The sequence below is a fragment of the Marinobacter sp. SS21 genome (genome assembly GCF_028369065.1).
In the GTDB taxonomy this organism is placed as follows: Bacteria; Pseudomonadota; Gammaproteobacteria; order Pseudomonadales; family Oleiphilaceae; genus Marinobacter.
Window position 1 is genome coordinate 27771 of sequence record NZ_JAQNDA010000013.1, and the last position, 17409, is coordinate 45179.

Sequence of the window (17409 nt, forward strand, 5' to 3'; positions counted from 1 at the left end):
CAATGAGCCAAGTTGAGAAAGGCACCCTGTACGTAATTTCAGCCCCCTCCGGTGCGGGCAAGACCAGTTTGGTGGCGGCCATGCTGCAGCAGGACGGTGCCCTGGGTGTGTCGATCTCCCACACCACCCGTCCCATGCGTTCCGGTGAGGAGGACGGCGTCAACTATCATTTCGTCAGCCGCGACGAGTTTGAGGCGATGATACAGCGCGATGACTTCCTGGAGCATGCCGATGTGTTTGGCAATTACTACGGCACCTCCCAGCGTTGGGTGCAGCAGGCCCTCGACCATGGCCAGGATGTGATTCTCGAGATCGACTGGCAGGGCGCGGCCCAGGTGCGCCGACTGATGCCGGAGTGCGTGGGGATCTTTATCGTGCCGCCGTCACCGGAGGTGTTGCGCCAGCGCCTGATCGGGCGCGGCACGGATGAGGCCGAGGTCATTGAGCGACGACTGCGGGAGGCGGCCGAAGAGTGCAGTCATGCCCTGGAGTTCGACTACCTGGTGGTCAATGACGACTTCGACACCGCGTTGGCGGACCTGTTGGCGATCGTTCGCAGCCGACGGCTGCGGGTGGAGCCGCAGGAAGTGCGCCACGCCGATCTGTTGACCCGATTGGTGTCCGGTTAGTATTGGCTGTATACAAATTGAACCGGCGTCAGTAAACTACGCGGTCTGCTAAATTGCGCGTCGGCGGGAGGGATTGGCCTGCCGGTGCAAGTCACCAGTTATCATGTTCTAGTCGGGGAGTGTTATGGCTCGAGTTACCGTTGAAGATTGCCTGGAAAACGTGGATAACCGCTTTCAGCTGGTTATGTTGGCCACCAAGCGTGCCCGCCAGATTGCCACCAAGGGCCACGAACCAATGGTTCCGGAAGAAAACGACAAGCCCACCGTGTTGGCGTTGCGGGAAATTGCCGAAGGCAAGGTAACCCGTTCCCTGCTTCAGGAAGACGACGACGAATAAAATCCGTTGTCGCCCCAGGGTGGGGCATTGAATTCTGTCCATACGGTTTTATAGTGTATAGAAAGGGCTCGGTGCCCTGACCGTAGATGGGCATCGGAAAACCCGGGTGCGCGCATCCGGGTTTTTTTGTCCGGCCCAGCAAGTGTCATTGGGAGGTGCGGTGTCAGCGGAGCCTACAGTCGAAGGCCTGGCCAGGGAACTTAGCAGCTATTTGGATACAACCCGCATCAACCAGGTGCGGCGGGCATACTATTACGCCGAACAGGCCCATGAGGGGCAGCGACGGCGCAGTGGTGAACCCTATGTCACCCACCCCTTGGCGGTGGCCAGCATTCTGGCCGAGCTGAAGCTGGACCATCAGAGCCTGATGGCGGCGATGTTACACGATGTCATCGAAGACACCGGCATTCCCAAGGATGCCCTGGCCGATCAGTTCGGCGAATCGGTGGCCGAGTTGGTGGATGGGGTCAGCAAACTGACCCAGATCGAATTCCGCTCGCGTGCCGAAGCCCAGGCGGAAAACTTCCAGAAAATGACCCTGGCTATGGCCCGGGATATTCGGGTCATCCTGGTCAAACTTGCCGACCGTCTCCATAACATGCGTACCCTGGGCCCCCTGCCCTTTGTCAAGCGCCAGCGCATTGCGACCGAGACGCTGGATATCTATGCGCCGATCGCCAACCGGCTGGGAATGCACTCGATCTGTACCGAACTGGAGGATTTGGGCTTCTCCTCGCTCTACCCCATGCGTTCGCGCTACATTTCCCAGGCGGTGACCAAGCTGAGGGGCAGTCATCAGGAAATCATCGAGGAAATTCGCAGCAGGCTGGAAGAGAAGCTGACCGAACGGGGGCTGCCGGGGCGGATCATTGGTCGCGAGAAACATCTGAACAGCATCTACAACAAGATGAAGTTCAAGCAGAAGTCGTTTCACGAGATCATGGACGTGTACGCCTTCCGCATTATTACCGATAGCGAAGACGACTGTTACCGAATCCTGGGCGCCGTTCACAGCCTCTACAAGCCGTTGCCAGGACGCTTCAAGGACTATATAGCCATGCCCAAGGCCAATGGCTACCAGTCCCTGCACACTACGTTGTTCGGCATGCATGTCAATATCGAGATCCAGATCCGTACCGAGGAGATGGAGCACATTGCCAACAACGGCATTGCCGCACACTGGATGTACAAGAGCGATCAGTCCAGCATCGCTAGTGTCAACCAGAAGCGGGTGGACCGCTGGGTGAAAGGCTTGATGGAAATGCGTGAGCGGGCGGACGATTCGCTGGAATTCATCGAGCACGTCAAGGTCGACCTGTTTCCGGATGAAATCTACGTGTTTACGCCCAAGGGCAAGATCATGGAATTGCCCAGTGGCGCGACGCCCGTTGATTTCGCCTACGCCATTCACACCGACATCGGCAACGCCTGTGTGGCCTGTCGCATCAATCGCAATTTGGGCTCGTTGAGTCAACCGCTGCAAAGTGGCCAGACCGTGGAGGTCATCACCGCGCCCGGCGCCCGGCCCAACCCGGCGTGGCTCAGCTTTGTGGTCACCGGCAAGGCCCGCAGCAGCATCCGCCACGTGCTCAAACACCAGAAACGAACCGAATCGGTGGATCTGGGCAAGACGCTGCTGAAGAAGTCCCTCAATGGCTTTGGCAAGAAGCTGGCGGATCTGTCCGACAGCCAGGTGGCGGCGGTGGTACAGCACAATCAGGTAAATAGCCTGAACGACCTGCTCAGCGAGATAGGCTTGGGCAATCGCATGGCCTACCTCATTGCCCGCCAACTGGTCAGTGGCGAGGTCGGCCCCGACACTACCGAGGCCGATCTGAAACAGCCCAATGGCGGCTTTGGCCGCTCACCGGTGACCATTCGCGGCACCGAGGGTTTGCTGGTGCGATTCGCCCAGTGTTGCAAGCCAATCCCCGGTGATCCGGTGGTTGGGGTGATGGATACCGGCAATGGTATGCTGATTCACTCTGACACCTGCTCGCGGATACCGGAAGATGATGACGCTCGGGCTCGATTGACCCACCTCAAATGGGCCAAGGACATCACCGACGAGTTCTCCGTGGAGCTGAGGGTCGAGCTGGAGCGCCAGCGTGGCGTGATTGCCGAAGTGGCCAGTGCGGTGGCGTTGGCCGATGGCAATATCGAACGCATCAGCGTGGAAGAGCAGAATGCCCGGCTGGGGATCGTCAGTCTGGTGGTGCACGTCAACGGCCGCCGCCACCTGGCGCGTGTCATGCGACGGGTGCGCAATATCCGGGCGGTGACCCACATCAGCCGCATCCGGCATTGAATCGGCGCCAGTGCGCGGGTTGGCCAGATAGCGCTGGCCGGCAGTTGACAGCGTCGCGGTGCGGGGCGACGATGGCGGTTTTAGTGAGAAGGACCCAAGGTCATGACCAACAAATCCGTGATTCAGACTGATAATGCGCCTCAGGCGATTGGCACCTATTCCCAGGCGGTGAAAGCGGGCGATACCGTGTACCTGTCCGGCCAGATTCCGCTGGTGCCGGAAACCATGGAAGTCGTTGCCGGCGACTTCGCCGACAAGACCCGGCAGGTGTTCGATAACCTCAAGGCCGTCTGTGAGGCCTCCGGCGGCGGCCTGGAGGACATCGTCAAGCTCAACATCTACATGACGGACCTGAGTAATTTCGCCACCGTCAATGAGGTCATGGCGACGTACTTCCACGAGCCGTATCCCGCCCGTGCCGCCATCGGCGTGGCGTGCTTGCCCAAGGGCGTGCCGGTGGAAATGGACGCAGTCATGGTACTGAGCTGATCCCCGTCAGCCTGCGACCGGCCGCCCAGCCCCCTGCCGGCCGGTCACTCGCCGCGTTCCTGCTCGATCATCTCGCCGTAACCGGCCCGGTAGTCCGGGTAACGAAAGCGAAACCCGGTTGCCAGTAACCGCCGGTTGTCGCAGCGCTTGCTGCCGGCCCGCCCAGCCGTGCGGGCATCCGGCTGCGGTGGCGCGCAGGGCACCTGCGTCCGCACCCACGTGACCACTTCATCGAGGCGCGCCGGCTCGCAGTCGCTGGCAATGTAATGATCGGCCAACGACTCGCCAGCCAGGGCCATCCCCAGCAAGTGCGCCACCGCCGCTGCGGCATCGGCCTCATGGATCCGGTTGCTGTAGGGCCCGGGTTGGGCGGGGTTCATCTCGCCACGCTGCACCGCGCTCAGGAAGCGTCGGCGGCTGGGGCCGTAGATGCCGCTGAAGCGCACCACCGTGGCGGGAAACGGACCGGACAAGGCGGTCTGCTCGCCCTCCAGGATGCGTTGACCGCTGTGCCGCAAGGGCGCGGTGGCGCTGTCCTCGGTCACCCAGCTGTCATCGTCCTGGTGGTAGACGCTGGTGCTGCTGATAAACACCACCCGTTTCACTGGATGGCCGGATACGGCGGTGAGCAGGTTGCCAAGGCCGGTCACATAGGCCTGGCGGTAACCCTCATCGTCGTAACGCCCCGGTGTGAGGCAATAGACGATGGCGTCCAGCGCCGGCGGCAATTGCGTGTTCAGCTGTTCCGGCGCCAACAGATCCGCTGCCACCGGCTGAACGCCCGCGGGCACTTTGTTGGCGTTGCGGCGTAAACCGTACACCGTTGCCTGGGTGCTCAGCTGGCGGGCGATCATGCCGCCCAGGGCGCCGCAGCCGGCGACCAGAATCCGGGGTTGGCCCGGTGTTTGAGTGATTGCCATAATCAATATCAATCCTTATGCTTCATCCAAGAAGGCTATGAACTGCGTTTTTCAGGCGGTCATGCCCCATTCCGCATGACCGCCTGACCACAGTAACGTTCTGACCGGAGCATTCCATGACCCTCACCGAATTGCGCTATGTTGTTACTCTGGCCCGAGAAAAGCATTTTGGCCGTGCAGCGGAGCGATGTCACGTCAGCCAGCCCACGTTGAGTGTCGCGGTCAAGAAGCTCGAAGATGAACTGGGGGTGCCGCTGTTCGAGCGCAGCAAGAGCAGTATCCGGGTCACCGAGACCGGGCAGCGCATCATCGAGCAGGCGCAACGGGTGCTGGATCAGGTGGGGGTGATTCGGGACATGGCCCAGGACGGCAAGAATCAGCTCAGTTCGCCGCTTAAAGTGGGTGCCATCTACACCATCGGTCCCTACCTGTTTCCCCACCTGCTGCCGGAATTGCGGCGGGGGGCACCGGACATGCCGTTGTACATTGAGGAAAACTACACCGCCAACCTGCGTCAGAAACTGCGCCACTCGGAACTCGATGCCATCATCGTGGCGTTACCCTTCGAGGAACCGGAGGTCGTGACCCTGCCGCTCTACGACGAACCGTTTGTGGTGTTATTGCCGGCCAGGCATCCTCTGGCGGACTCAGCGGAACTGACGCCGGAGCAGCTGGCGCAGGAACAGATGCTGTTGCTGGGGCCGGGACACTGTTTCCGCGATCAGGTGCTGGAATCCTGTCCGCCGTTGGTGGAGGCCGTCACCCGCCGAACGCACAGCGCGGGATCGCCGGCGCTGGTGACCGAGGGCAGCTCGCTGGAAACCATTCGCCATATGGTGGCCTCGGGGCTGGGAATTACGGTATTGCCGTTGTCCGCCGCCACCGCCATGCAATATCGGGAGGACATCCTGGTGGTGCGCCCATTCGCCCCGCCGGTGCCGTTCCGTACCGTGGCCCTGGCCTGGCGGGTGACCTTCCCCCGACCCAAGGCCATCGACATGCTGCGGCTGGCCGCCGGTCAGTGCCGGGTTATGGAACGGGCCCGCGAGGAAACCCCGGTCACTTCCGTCAGCGCCTGAGCTCATCATGACCTCGTTGGCGGATCTACCGGTCACCACGCTCAAGGGCGTCGGCGCCGCACTGTCGGAAAAGCTGGCCAAGCTGGGTATCCACTCCCTGCAGGACCTGCTGTTCCACTTGCCCTATCGTTACGAGGACCGCACCCGGGTTGTGCCGATGGGTAGCCTGCGGGTCGGCGACGTGGGCGTGGTGGAAGGCGAGGTGGTCAAGAATGATCTGGTGATGGGACGCCGTCGCAGTCTCCAGGTGACCTTACGGGACGATTCCGGGTTCCTGGTGCTGCGCTTTTTCCACTTCAATGCCGCGCAGAAGTCACAGTTGTCTCCGGGCAACCGGGTCCGCTGTTTTGGCGAGGTAAGGGCCGGCCGCTCCGGCTATGAGCTGTATCACCCCGAGTACGAGGTGAACCCGCCGCCGATGGACGCCCCCGGCAGCGCTACCCTGACCCCGGTCTACCCACTCACCGAAGGCATTCAACAGCCACGGGTACGGAACCTTTGTCGCCAGGCGCTGGCCTATCTACAGCGTTATCCCATTCGCGAACTGTTGCCGGAGTCGTTGCTGGCTGATTATCAGCTACCGGGCATCAGCGCCGCCGTTGCGCTGGTGCATGCGCCGCCGGCGGATGCCAACGTGGCGCAGCTACTTGCCGGCACGCACCCGACCCAGCAACGCCTGATTATGGAGGAGCTGCTGGCACACCAGCTCAGCCTGCTTCAGGTCCGCGAACAGATCCGGCAACGCCAGGCGTTGGCGCTGTTGCCCCAGGGCGACCTGGTCCAGCGCTTTGTGGCGCAGTTGCCGTTCAAGTTGACCGGCGCCCAGCTGCAAGTGGGCGCCGAGGTCCGCCAGGACATGAGTCAGCCGCTGCCCATGCTGCGTCTGGTACAGGGCGATGTCGGCTCCGGTAAAACCGTGGTCGCCGCGCTGGCGGCCTTGCAGGCAATCGCCGCCGGTGCCCAGGTGGCCTTGATGGCACCCACTGAGATTTTGGCCGAACAGCATTACAACAGCTTCCGGCAGTGGCTGGAGCCGCTGGGTATCGGGCTTGCCTGGCTCTCCGGCAAGGTCAAGGGCAAGGCCCGCACCGAGGCGCTGGCGCGGGTTGCTCATGGTGAGGTGGGGATCGCCATCGGTACTCATGCGCTGTTTCAGGATGACGTGGCCTTCCAGCGCCTGGCGCTGGTGATTGTGGATGAGCAGCATCGCTTTGGCGTGCATCAGCGGCTCGCCTTGCGGCAGAAGGGGGTGGATGGCGACCTGGCACCGCATCAGCTGATCATGACCGCGACGCCGATTCCCCGCACTCTGGCGATGAGCGCCTATGCCGATCTCGACACCTCGGTGATCGATGAGTTGCCGCCGGGGCGCAAGCCGATTGATACCGTCGCGGTACCGGATAGCCGTCGGGACGCGGTGATCGAGCGGGTGCGACAGGCTTGCGCTACCGGGCGTCAGGCCTACTGGGTGTGTACGCTGATCGAAGAGTCCGAGGCCTTGCAATGCCAGGCGGCGGAGGCCACCGCCGCGGCCCTGGCCGAACGGCTCCCAGAGTTGCAGACTGGGCTGGTCCATGGTCGCCTGAAGGCGGCAGAGAAGGCGGAGGTGATGTCAGCGTTCAAGAACGGCGAGCTCGATCTGCTGGTGGCGACCACGGTGATCGAGGTCGGGGTGGATGTGCCGAACGCCTCGCTGATCATCATCGAGAACCCTGAACGGCTGGGGCTGGCCCAGTTACACCAGCTCCGCGGCCGGGTGGGGCGGGGCAGCGACGCCAGTTTCTGTGTGCTGATGTACCATCCGCCGTTATCCCAAAATGGTAAGGCCCGATTGCAGGTGTTGCGGGACAGCCAGGACGGTTTTGTCATTGCCGAAAGGGACCTGGAAATCCGTGGCCCGGGGGAGGTGTTGGGGACGCGCCAGACCGGATTAATGCAGTTCCGGCTGGCGGAGTTCGAACGCGACAAAGGCTGGATAGAGCCCATCCGGGAGATGGCGCCGCCGTTACTGCGGGAGCCGGAACGGGTCGGCGCGCTGGTACGGCGCTGGCTGGGGCAACGCACCCGCTATGGCGAGGTCTAGCGGGCCGCTGGATAACGCTGAAGGGCAGCGATGACCTGGGGTGATTGCGAGGCTCGGCAAGTCCCGGTTCTCGGCCCCGACGGGCCCAGAGTCATCTATAGTGCATAATAACCAGACGATGTGGGGCTTCGGCAATGTTCGCGACCTGCCAGCCACAGCGTAGGGGATGGCGAACTGTAGCCGGTGGCGCGTGAGACCGGTTGGCCCAAGGGGCCTTTGAACAACAAGGGGAAGACCATGGAACTGCCCGTCATCGTCCGCCAGGCTCTGGGGGACTCCGCCGAGCACGTCGAACTGAAAGACGTATCCTCCACCGAGACCGGGGCGCAGGCCCTGAGGATGGTACTGCTCAACGACGATCAGGGACGGGTTCAGGTGATCTGTCGCAACCGGGACCTTATCGATATCAATGCCCTCAACAAACAGCTGAATCGGGACCTGCGCATGATGCCGGGCTCGGATCAGTTGCTGGTACGAGAGCGGACGGGCTTGCGGGACTTACCGGCATTGCCGTCACTGACCGGCCTGCCCACCGTCGTCGACGTGGCGGTTGACGACCTGGCGGTAATCGCACTGAACCTGATCGACCAGGGCGTAACCATCATGCTTAAGGGAGCCGAGTTCAAGGAGCTGAGTGCCGGCGCTCAGCGGATGCCAATTGCGGTTGAGCCCCAATCGGTGGGAGTGAATCGCAATCGGCCGGATCGCGATTTGGAGCAGTTAACCGATGCCATCAAGCGGTTTACCGGTTTGCGCATCAAGCAGCGACTGGATGACACCCTGGAGCTACCGCCCCTGCCGGAAACCGCACAGCGTATTATCCAGCTCCGGGTGAACCCTAATTCCATGGTGGGGGATCTGGTGGACATCGTCGAGAGCGATCCCAGTCTGGCGGCGCAGGTGGTCAGTTGGGCGTCGTCGTCGTTTTATGCCGCCGCCGGCCAGATTCGCTCGGTCTACGATGCGGTGTGCCGGGTGCTTGGGTTCGATCTGGTGATGAACCTGGCGGTGGGGCTGTCTCTGGGGCGTGCCATGGCGCAGCCCCAGGACCGGCCTGAAGGGTACGTGGACTACTGGCAGCAAGCCATTTGGCAGGCACAGGCCGCGGGGCTTCTGGCCAGCCTGATGCCCCGCGGCCAACGCCCGGCCTTTGGTCTGGCCTATCTGTCCGGGCTGTTGCACAACTTCGGCTACCTGGTACTTGCCCATATTTTTCCGCCTCATTTCAAGCTGGTCTGCCGTTCACTGGAGATCAATCCGCAGGTGGATTCGTCGCTGATCGAGCATTTCTTGCTGGGTATTACCCGTGAGCAGATTGGCGCCCAACTGATGGCTAACTGGGGTATGCCGGATGAGGTGACGGTGGCGGTTCGCCACCAGAAAGATCCCGACTACGACGGTGAATACGATGTCTACCCCAAGTTGCTCTGGTTGGGGCGCCAACTGCTCACCGAAAGGGGCATCGCCCTTGGCGCTGGCGAGCGGGTGGCGGATTCATTCTATCAGGAGCTGGGCCTGGACAAAGCCAAGGTTGCTGAGCACTTCGATGAGCTGGTGGAAGCTAAAGACAGCGTCCTGGCCATCGCCGGCATGATGCAGGGCTAATCAGTGGCTCCCTGGGTGAGCGAATCATAGACCAAAAAAAGCCGGCCAAATCGGCCGGCAAGTTCACCCGCTAGTTGCAGATCATTCCACTCATGAGATGGGCGCTATGGGCGTCGTAGACGGGCAGCGCAGACTGCTCCCCGGCAGTCCCCCTCGTTGGCCCCTACGTTAAAGCTAGTCAATCTTTTGCAAAAGAACAGGGATTCGGGCCGGGTTCGAAAGTGTGAACCGGCCTCTATTTTTTGGCGCCGCTGGATGGAATTGATTTAACTGGCAAAATGAAGGCTGGTGCATCGCGCTCAGTTACAAAACGTTACAAATGCGTCTGGCCTCAGAAGGGATGCTGGCGGAGCGCGGAGGCGGCCCGCTGAATGGCCTCCGCATGCTGACTTTCGATGGCGAAGCGATCCTTGTCCAATTTTCGGATGAACTTCAGGTCGGTGTCCTGGCGTGTCTGGTGGGTAGGCATGTGCTGGATCTGATCATGTACTTGCTGAAAGACCTGATACGGCGCCTGGGTCAGCAGTTCCGGATCGATCAGCTCCAGCAGCCCCTTGAGTCTCAGGCAGGCCTCCGAATATTCCACCTGGTTTTCCTCAATCGCCATGGCCAGTACCCGGATGCTCTCAACGATCTGAGTGCGTCGCTGGGCCTGAAACGCCGCGTGCTTGCGTTTCAGCGCCTTATCCTTCCGTAGCAGTCGCAGCTGACGGCCGATGAATGCCGCCAGCAAGACGATGGCGATCAGCCCCAATACGATGAGCGTCCACTGTAACCCGATGGGCATGACTGGCTGCTCCCTGCGGCTCAGGCGCGTTTGCGTACGCGGTCAGCCCGCCAGAGGCGAACCTTGACCGATTGACCGTTGAGCGCGGAGGTGCCGCTCAGGGTATCGATCTCGTCGTCGCGCACGACGTCGTTGATGCTGGCTCCGGCGTGGGCGGCGGCGACGGTTTGTCCGGTGCCCTCGCGGTTATGGCCCCAGCCATGGGGAATCGACACCACGCCGGGCATCACATCCTCGGTGATTTCCACCGGCAGCACCACCTGGCCAACCGGACTGGATACTTCGGCGGAGTCGCCAGCTTTCAGCCCGCTAAGGGAGGCATCCCGGGGATGAATCATCAGGGTGCAGCGGTCCTTGCCTTTGACCAGGCGCTTGCTGTTGTGCATCCAGGAATTATTACTGCGAACATGGCGCCGTCCGATCAACAACAAGCCATCCTCCTGGGGGCGGGTTAGCCGTTGATAGAGCCGGTCCAGGTCGCGCAGATAGCGTCGAGGGGCGAGGTTGATCTTGCCATCACGGGTGTAGAGTCGCTCGGGCAGGCAAGGCTGGAGCGGGCCCAGGTCGATGCCGTTGGGGCAGGCCGACAGCGTGTTGAGGGAGAGACCCTTGGGCATCGCTTGCCAGCGCCGATTCATCGGGCTCAGGGCGGCCAGTACCCGCAGCGGATGCCGCGTTGGCAGGATGTCCTGGATCAGGTCGATGGCGGGCTCTGCCAAGGACCGGACCGGGCCGAGTTCCTGGCCATAGGGACCGCTGCGCAGCAGCAAGTCGAGAATCGGGTCGGGCCCCAGTCGCTGGAAGGCGCGCCAGCCCAATTCGGAACGCAGCGGTAGGCGCCCGCCGTGGCTCAGCTTTTCCAGCCGGTGGGCCAGGCCCAGCAGGATTTGCCAATCGTGGCGACTGTCCGGCGTGGGCTCGAACAGGGCTTCGCTGTATTTGGCGGTATTGCGAACCGAAAACAGATTGAAGATCAGGTCGTAATGACTACGTTCCAGGGCGGCGGTGGGCGGCAGGATCACGTCGGCATGTCGGGTGGTTTCATTCAGGTAGTAATCCACCGACACCATGAACTCCAGACCGCCTAAGGCCTCTTCCAGGCGTCCACCGTTGGGGCTGGACAGCACCGGGTTGCCGGCGATGGTGACGAAGGCGCGGATCTGCCCCTCGCCGGGGGTCAGTATCTCATCCGCCATGGTGCTGGCCGGGAACTCACCGCCAAATTCCGGCAACTGACGCACCCGGCTACGGCGACGGTCGAAGTGCCCTTGTTGGCCTGAAAGGGCGCCCAGGGCGACCAGGTCGATGGCGGGTTGGGTAAACATCACGCCGCCGCTGGCGTCCAGCTTGCCGGTCAGAATGTTGAGCACGTAAATCAGCCAGGTGGCGACGCCGCCGTGGGCCTGGGTGCTGGTGCCGATGCGACCGTAAATGGCGGCTTTGGGGGTAGTGGCCAGCTCGCGCGCCAGCTTGCGGATGGCGTCCGCCTCAATGCCGGTGTGTTTGCTCACCGCCTCCGGGCGATAGGGCAGCGAGGCCAGCCGCAACAGGTCGACGTCCTTGAGCCAGGTTTCCGCCTGTCCCGGGTCCACCCGCTCTTCTTCAAACAGGGTGTGGACCATGGCCATTAGCAACAGGGCATCGGTACCGGGGCGAATGAAATGGAAGTCATCAGCGACGGCTGCGGTTTCGGTGCGCCGGGGATCGATCACCACCATGCGGCCGCCCCGCTGTTGCAGCGCCTTAATCCGGCCGCGGAAATCCGGCACCGTCATCAGGCTGCCGTTGGAGGCCATCGGGTTGCCGCCAATGCAGATGAACAGCTGGGTGTGGTCGATGTCGGGGATAGGGAACATCAGCTGATGGCCGAACATTTCCAGGCTGGCAAGCATGTGGGGCAGCTGGTCGTTGGAGGTGGCGGAGAACCGGTTCTGGGTACCCAGAGCCCGCAGGAACGGCAGATTGGCCACCAGGGCGCCGTGGTTGTGGACATTGGGGTTGCCCAGGTAGACCCCCAGGGCATTGCGGCCCTGTTCCGTGCGAATGCGGTGCAGGCGGTTGGCCACAAGATCCAGGGCCTCGTCCCACTCCATTTCCTGCCAGCCGTCACTGGTGCGCCGGATCGGTTTGCGCAGACGGTCGGGATCCTCATGCAGATCCTTCAGCGCTACGGCTTTTGGACAGATGTGGCCCTGGCTCAGCGGATCGTCGGCATCGCCCTTGATGGACTCGATGCGGCCGTTGTCCACCTCAATAGCAACGCCACACATGGCCTCGCAAAGGTGGCAGGTGCGATAGTGGGTTCCGTTTTCCATGGCGCTCTCCAGTTCTCCCCAGTCCTCTCCGTAACGACGCTGATCGCTCGGGTTTTGCAGTTTCACGAGGCAACCAGATTAGCAGGAAAGCGGGGGTGGGGGGAAATGCTGAACACAGGCAAAGGCGGCCATAAAAAAGGCCAGCCCGGAGGCTGGCCTGTCAGATCAAGGACGTTCTCAGTACCGCTCAGGAATTTCCTTGATGGGGTTGGAGATGAAGTTGAGCCAGACGCCTTCGGCCGGAATCTGCAATGGAATTTCCACATCGACGAAACCGAAGCTGACCGCATTCACCGTGATGTTCTCCAGCACGGCATTGCGCTGCTCGATCTGCATGCGGCCATCGTCAAAGAAGGTGATGGGCCCCGACAGCTGCAGCTGCACCGGCTTGCTGTAGACGTCATGGCTGGTGACGCCACTGAGGTTGGGCGCATCCAGGGTCAGGTCGGCAGTGATGCTGAAGGTCGGCCGGCCATCCTCGCCCTCGCTGATGAGACCCTCAACCAACCCCAGCGGGTTGTCCTCGGTAGGCTCGCCGTAGGTCATGCGCATGATCTGGGTGCCGGTTTCGGAGGTGATGTCGGCGCCAAAGATCAGGTTGGCGCTGACGATCACCGTGGCGGACGTGGTGGCCAGCTGGGTCGGGTACAGCAGTACCCGCACGCCAATCTGGTTGCCGCTTTCATCGAACGCCGGCCCCATGACCTCGGTATCCAGGCCGTAGGTCTGGTAGATGAACTTGTTCTCAGGGCAATCCGCGTTATCCGGGGAGCAGCCAACCCGTGCCGGACCAGCGCTACTTTGCCCGTCAACGATCGTCAGCTTGGCGGCGTTAGGTGTGGGCAGGAAGCCGCCAGCGCCATCGCTTTCGTGGGTGAATGGCTCCAGGCAGTCAGTGCCGTCCGGGGTTGGGCAATCCACCACGTAATTGGAGTTGGTGTCCCGCACCGGGAAGTTGCGCAGTTGCAGAAACACGCTGGACTGCGGTTCGGTGCCGGTGAAATAGATGCTCAGGTCCGGTCCGCCCACATCGCTTGGGTCGACCAGCAGATCGGTTTGCAGCGGCATGCCGTCTTCGGAACAGAGCAAGGTGCCGGAGGCGCAGTCACCGTCTACCGCCGAGCGCAGGGTATAGCGATACAGGCCGCCCACTTCCCAGGCGTCGTCCGGGTAGAACCGGACCCGCTGCTGGTTGAGCTCCAGTCGGCCGGTCACGATTTCCCCGGTACCGACGGCGCCCGGCGCGGCCGGATCGGCGATTCTCTCCACCACAAAACTGCTGGCGTTGACCGTATCCAGGTCCATGGTCTGGGAGAACTGCACCGTGATCGGGCGATCTTGCGGCAGCGTGGTCACCGGCAGCTGATCACGCACGGTGCCTCCCGGCGCGTCATCATCGCAGGTGCCGTGGCTGCCGTTAACCAGGTCCAGGCCCTCGGTCACACAGGGGTAGCCCGGGTAGGTGGTCAGCGCGATTGGCGAAACGAACGCTGCCTCGGTGCCGTCTTTGATGGCGGGCAGGGCAAAGGCCAGCGTCTGGGAGCTTACTCCGTTGCCAGCCAGATCGGTCAGCGAACCGCTGATCTGCAGCGAGTAGTCAACACCGTGCTGCAGGCCGCCGACCGGGTTCAACACCACTACGGTGCCGTCCAGCTTGCGGCGCAGATCGGAATCCGCCACCGGCACACCGTCGGCCAGCAGGGTGAAGCTGCCGGCCAGGCTGTCGCCGTCCAGGGCCTCATCGAAGTTCAGCACGATGGGGTCGCCCGGGCGCTGCATCTGGTCTCGATCACCCGGCAGGGCCTCGTCCGGACCCGGCATCCAGCTTAACAGCTGCGGTCCGGTGGTGTCCGCGGTACGGGCGTCCAACGCGTCCAGTTGCGCCTCGGCATTGGTATCCGCCTCGATACGGAAGGCAATGGTGGAATTGGACAGCTCCCGGCCCAGCAGGGAGGGCTCGACCATGCCGATGGCGTCGATGGTCAGCACGCCGTCCTTGACGATGGCAATCCCGCTCAGCTCAACCCCCAGCAGATCCTGGGACAGACCGGCGTTGGCCAGGGCGTCCTCGGTGTTCATCGACACGTCCATAAACAGCTTGACGTGGCGAGGCGCTTCGCCGGAATCACTGTAGGGATTGGGGTAGAGGTAACCGGTGGCGTCAGCCAGCATGTTGACCTTGATTTGGCCGGTGGTCTGAATGCGGTTGGTTTCCGAATTGATGACCGGGATTGTGCCGTTGACGTTGAGATCCAGAGAGCTGCTCAGCAACAGACTGCCTTTCGGCACCCGCAGGGGCACAGGTTCGTCCCCGGGGAAGCTGGGCGCGTAGGCCAGCTCGGCGTAGAGCCCGCCGGTTTGCTGGGACGGCCCGGCGGTTCCCATCAGTACCGAGTTCAGGGTAACGCCATTGATGATCTCGCCATTGAGTATCGAGCGCTGGGCCTCGGCCTCCGCTTGTCCGGCCAGCAGCCCGGAATCGACCGCCTCCTGGAACAGGATTACCGTCGGGCCGGTGTCTTTGGGCGTGAAGTCGGCGCTGTAGTTCAGGGTCTGTCCGGCCATGTTTGGCAGGTCGGTCACGACGACCGAATAGCTGGCGCCAGCCGTCAGGGCATCGCCGACCATGCCGCACTGGCTCGGTTCGTCGGTGGTGCAGGGGTCGATGGTCACATATCGGCCTTTGACCAGAACGGTCGCCGGCACGGTATTACCGTCAGCATCCTGAAGGCTGATCGAACCTCCCATCTCCCGCCATTCCGGATGGACTGGCTGGGTCAGGCGCAGGCGGAAGGTGGAGAAATCCATGGGGCGGAAGAAGCCGTCGGCGGACGGGATCATCTCATCCACTGCGAAGGTGGCGCTGAGGTTATCCAGTCCGGCGATGCCGGTCAGGCCGGCTCGGGTCGAGAACTGGATGCCATCCGCGCCAATGGCGTTGGGTGTGGGTACGGCGCGGTTGCCTTCCGCCTGCAGGGTGCCATCGAAGGTGATGGTGTAATCGGTGCCCGGCTTCAGCTGGCCGGTTGGGGACAGCTTGAGGCTGCGGCCACCGTCAATGGCGGTCACTGTAAACGGGACGTTGCTGCCGCCGTCGTTGATGAGGATTTTGCTGGTCAGCTCCTCGTCGGTGATGGCGTGGGAAAATCGCAGGATGAGGTCAGCCTTGGGGCTGACTTCCGACTGGCCGTCGGCCGGGAACGAGTAGATGGTCGAGCCCGGCACGACGACTTCGTTCATGGTTTGCTTATCACCCCCGCCGCAGGCTGCCAGCAGCAGCGCGGGGGTCAATGCCAGTATCTTATTGTATTTCATGGCAGACACCTCGTAATCAGAACTTCAGCGTGATGGAACCGGTGATGATGTCTACATCGCCATCGGTGGTGGCCACAATGTTGTTGCTCTGCTGGCCATCCGCACGTGTGTTACTCAGGGTGAAGTCCCGCTCTTCCAGCATCTGGTGCTGGTAACCGATGTCCAGGCGTACCGGGTAGGTCAGGTAGCGGGTGCGGGTGTACTCGGCGCTCAGGCCCAGGCCGATGATGTACTTGTCGTTATCGAAGTAGTTCACGTCCGGGGTGCTGTCGCTCTTAAGCGGGGATTCCTGGTAGGCGAGTCCCAGGGTGACACCAAAGTGCTGGCCAAGCTTGACCTCGGCGCCGATACGAGGGATCAGGATGTCATCGAATTCAGCCATGGCCTGGTCTTTGATGCTGTCCTGGTCGAATTTTTCTTCCAGATCGGACCAGTTCTGCTGTTCCAGGGTGACGCCGACTCGCCAGCGATCGGTGCTGTACTGGGCGCCGATCGAATACACGGAGGGCTCGAAGGAGTCATAGGTGGCGACCGCCAGAATCAGCGGAGCGCTCGCCGGAATGAGTCCGGGAATGATGGTCTCGGCGGCTACTGTGGTTTTGGCATAGGAGCTGGTTCGATAGGCCGCGGCGGCCTCGAAGCCGTCCAGCCAGCAGTCCGAATTGGGGCAGAAGGTTTCGCCAAAGTTCACGGTGGAACCCAGGATCGTGCGCAAGGACGGTTCGGCACTGACTTCCAGGGCTTCGTACTGGGTGTTACCGGCCAGATCCGTGGTCACCGACATGGAGGCGGTAGACTGCAGGGTGATGCGGGCAGAGGCACCGACGTCAATGCCCCGCCACAGGGTCGTCGCGCCCCCCAGATTCAGGAACAGCGGCTGACGGCCGTAATTGAAGAACTGGCCTTCGACCCCGGTGGTGGACTCAAACGCCATCATCTCTTTGCTGAACTTTTCCACGCCCGCGACAAAACCCAGATACAGCGGATGATTCAGCCGGGTCAGTGAGCTCAGGTCGGTCTTCATGCCGATCAAGACCTGCTGGCTGGGGGAGTTGGAGAGTACGTCGCCGTCACGATCCGCAGCGGACGCCCGCAATTCCTGTTCCGCGTGCAGAATGCCGCCGGTCAGCTCACCGCGAGGATCTTTCGCCAGGTACGAGGGGTTGTAATAAGTGGCCGACACCTGGCTGTTGAACAGAGAGAGAGCCTGGGCGGACCCCACGTCGGTGGGCAGGAGGCCGTAGCTGGTTGGCGTTTGCCCCATGTTCGCGGAGGCGTTGAGGGACAGGCCGGAGGATGCTACTGCAACGGCCAGTGACAGGGTCCGCAGGGACCAGCGGGAGGAAGCTACCATGGATCACACTCCAATTATGATTTTTATCCTGTGTGACGCTTGTGCATGACAAGGTCTACTTACGAGTTCTTATTGAAAGTGGCACTTTTGTTCGAAAACGAGTCTATCCGTCTTGTCATATTAGGACTTTGGCTTAACTGACAGTCTCGGGCGTCGAGAGAACCAGTAGTTGACAGTTTCTTATGTCT

The 17409-nt window shown here is 62.0% G+C and carries 12 protein-coding genes; 7 read left to right on the plus strand and 5 right to left on the minus strand.

All coding sequences use genetic code 11. The features are described from left to right. Positions 1 to 2 precede the first annotated feature (2 nt). The 4 genes from gmk to N6L25_RS15605 all read left to right on the plus strand — a co-directional run bounded on the left by gmk (position 3) and on the right by N6L25_RS15605 (position 3763). Entirely contained in the window at positions 3 to 629 is a 627-nt protein-coding gene (gene gmk, locus N6L25_RS15590; protein ID WP_271982080.1) for a guanylate kinase, read from the plus strand. A gap of 124 nt (positions 630 to 753) precedes the next feature. Next, the gene (rpoZ, locus tag N6L25_RS15595; RefSeq protein ID WP_271982082.1) at positions 754 to 966 is read left to right on the plus strand and encodes a DNA-directed RNA polymerase subunit omega; all 213 of its coding nucleotides are present in this window, start codon (positions 754 to 756) and stop codon (positions 964 to 966) included. Between the two features lie 160 nt (positions 967 to 1126). After that, a complete protein-coding gene (locus N6L25_RS15600) occupies positions 1127 to 3274 on the plus strand; it encodes a RelA/SpoT family protein (RefSeq protein ID WP_271982084.1) in 2148 nt (715 codons plus the stop codon). A 102-nt stretch (positions 3275 to 3376) separates the two neighbouring features. Next, entirely contained in the window at positions 3377 to 3763 is a 387-nt protein-coding gene (locus N6L25_RS15605; protein WP_271982085.1) for a RidA family protein, read from the plus strand. Positions 3764 to 3807: 44 nt separating this feature from the next. Here N6L25_RS15605 and N6L25_RS15610 read toward each other — a convergent pair whose 3' ends face one another. After that, positions 3808 to 4683: an NAD(P)H-binding protein gene (locus N6L25_RS15610; RefSeq protein WP_271982088.1), complete on the minus strand. Its 876-nt coding sequence runs from the start codon at positions 4681 to 4683 to the stop codon at positions 3808 to 3810. 116 nt (positions 4684 to 4799) lie between these two features. Here N6L25_RS15610 and N6L25_RS15615 point away from each other — a divergent pair, with 116 nt between their 5' ends. From N6L25_RS15615 to N6L25_RS15625, 3 genes are all read left to right on the plus strand, one after another. Next, on the plus strand, positions 4800 to 5762 hold the full coding sequence (locus tag N6L25_RS15615; protein WP_271982090.1) for a hydrogen peroxide-inducible genes activator: 963 nt from the start codon (positions 4800 to 4802) through the stop codon (positions 5760 to 5762). Positions 5763 to 5769: 7 nt separating this feature from the next. Then, positions 5770 to 7845 (plus strand): ATP-dependent DNA helicase RecG, encoded by a 2076-nt coding sequence (gene recG, locus N6L25_RS15620; protein ID WP_271982092.1) that lies wholly within the window; start codon positions 5770 to 5772, stop codon positions 7843 to 7845. 237 nt (positions 7846 to 8082) lie between these two features. After that, entirely contained in the window at positions 8083 to 9450 is a 1368-nt protein-coding gene (locus tag N6L25_RS15625) for an aminoacyl-tRNA deacylase and HDOD domain-containing protein (RefSeq protein WP_271982094.1), read from the plus strand. Between the two features lie 331 nt (positions 9451 to 9781). Here N6L25_RS15625 and N6L25_RS15630 read toward each other — a convergent pair whose 3' ends face one another. The 4 genes from N6L25_RS15630 to N6L25_RS15645 form a co-directional block, all read right to left on the minus strand. Beyond that, on the minus strand, positions 9782 to 10237 hold the full coding sequence (locus N6L25_RS15630; RefSeq protein ID WP_271982096.1) for a DUF2489 domain-containing protein: 456 nt from the start codon (positions 10235 to 10237) through the stop codon (positions 9782 to 9784). Between the two features lie 20 nt (positions 10238 to 10257). Then, positions 10258 to 12552, minus strand: a complete 2295-nt coding sequence (locus N6L25_RS15635; RefSeq protein WP_271982184.1) for a molybdopterin-dependent oxidoreductase — start codon at positions 12550 to 12552, stop codon at positions 10258 to 10260. Between the two features lie 177 nt (positions 12553 to 12729). Then, entirely contained in the window at positions 12730 to 15867 is a 3138-nt protein-coding gene (locus tag N6L25_RS15640) for an Ig-like domain-containing protein (RefSeq protein ID WP_271982098.1), read from the minus strand. 16 nt (positions 15868 to 15883) lie between these two features. Next, positions 15884 to 17221, minus strand: coding sequence for an OmpP1/FadL family transporter (locus N6L25_RS15645; protein ID WP_271982100.1), 1338 nt, complete (start codon positions 17219 to 17221; stop codon positions 15884 to 15886). Positions 17222 to 17409: the final 188 nt, after the last annotated feature.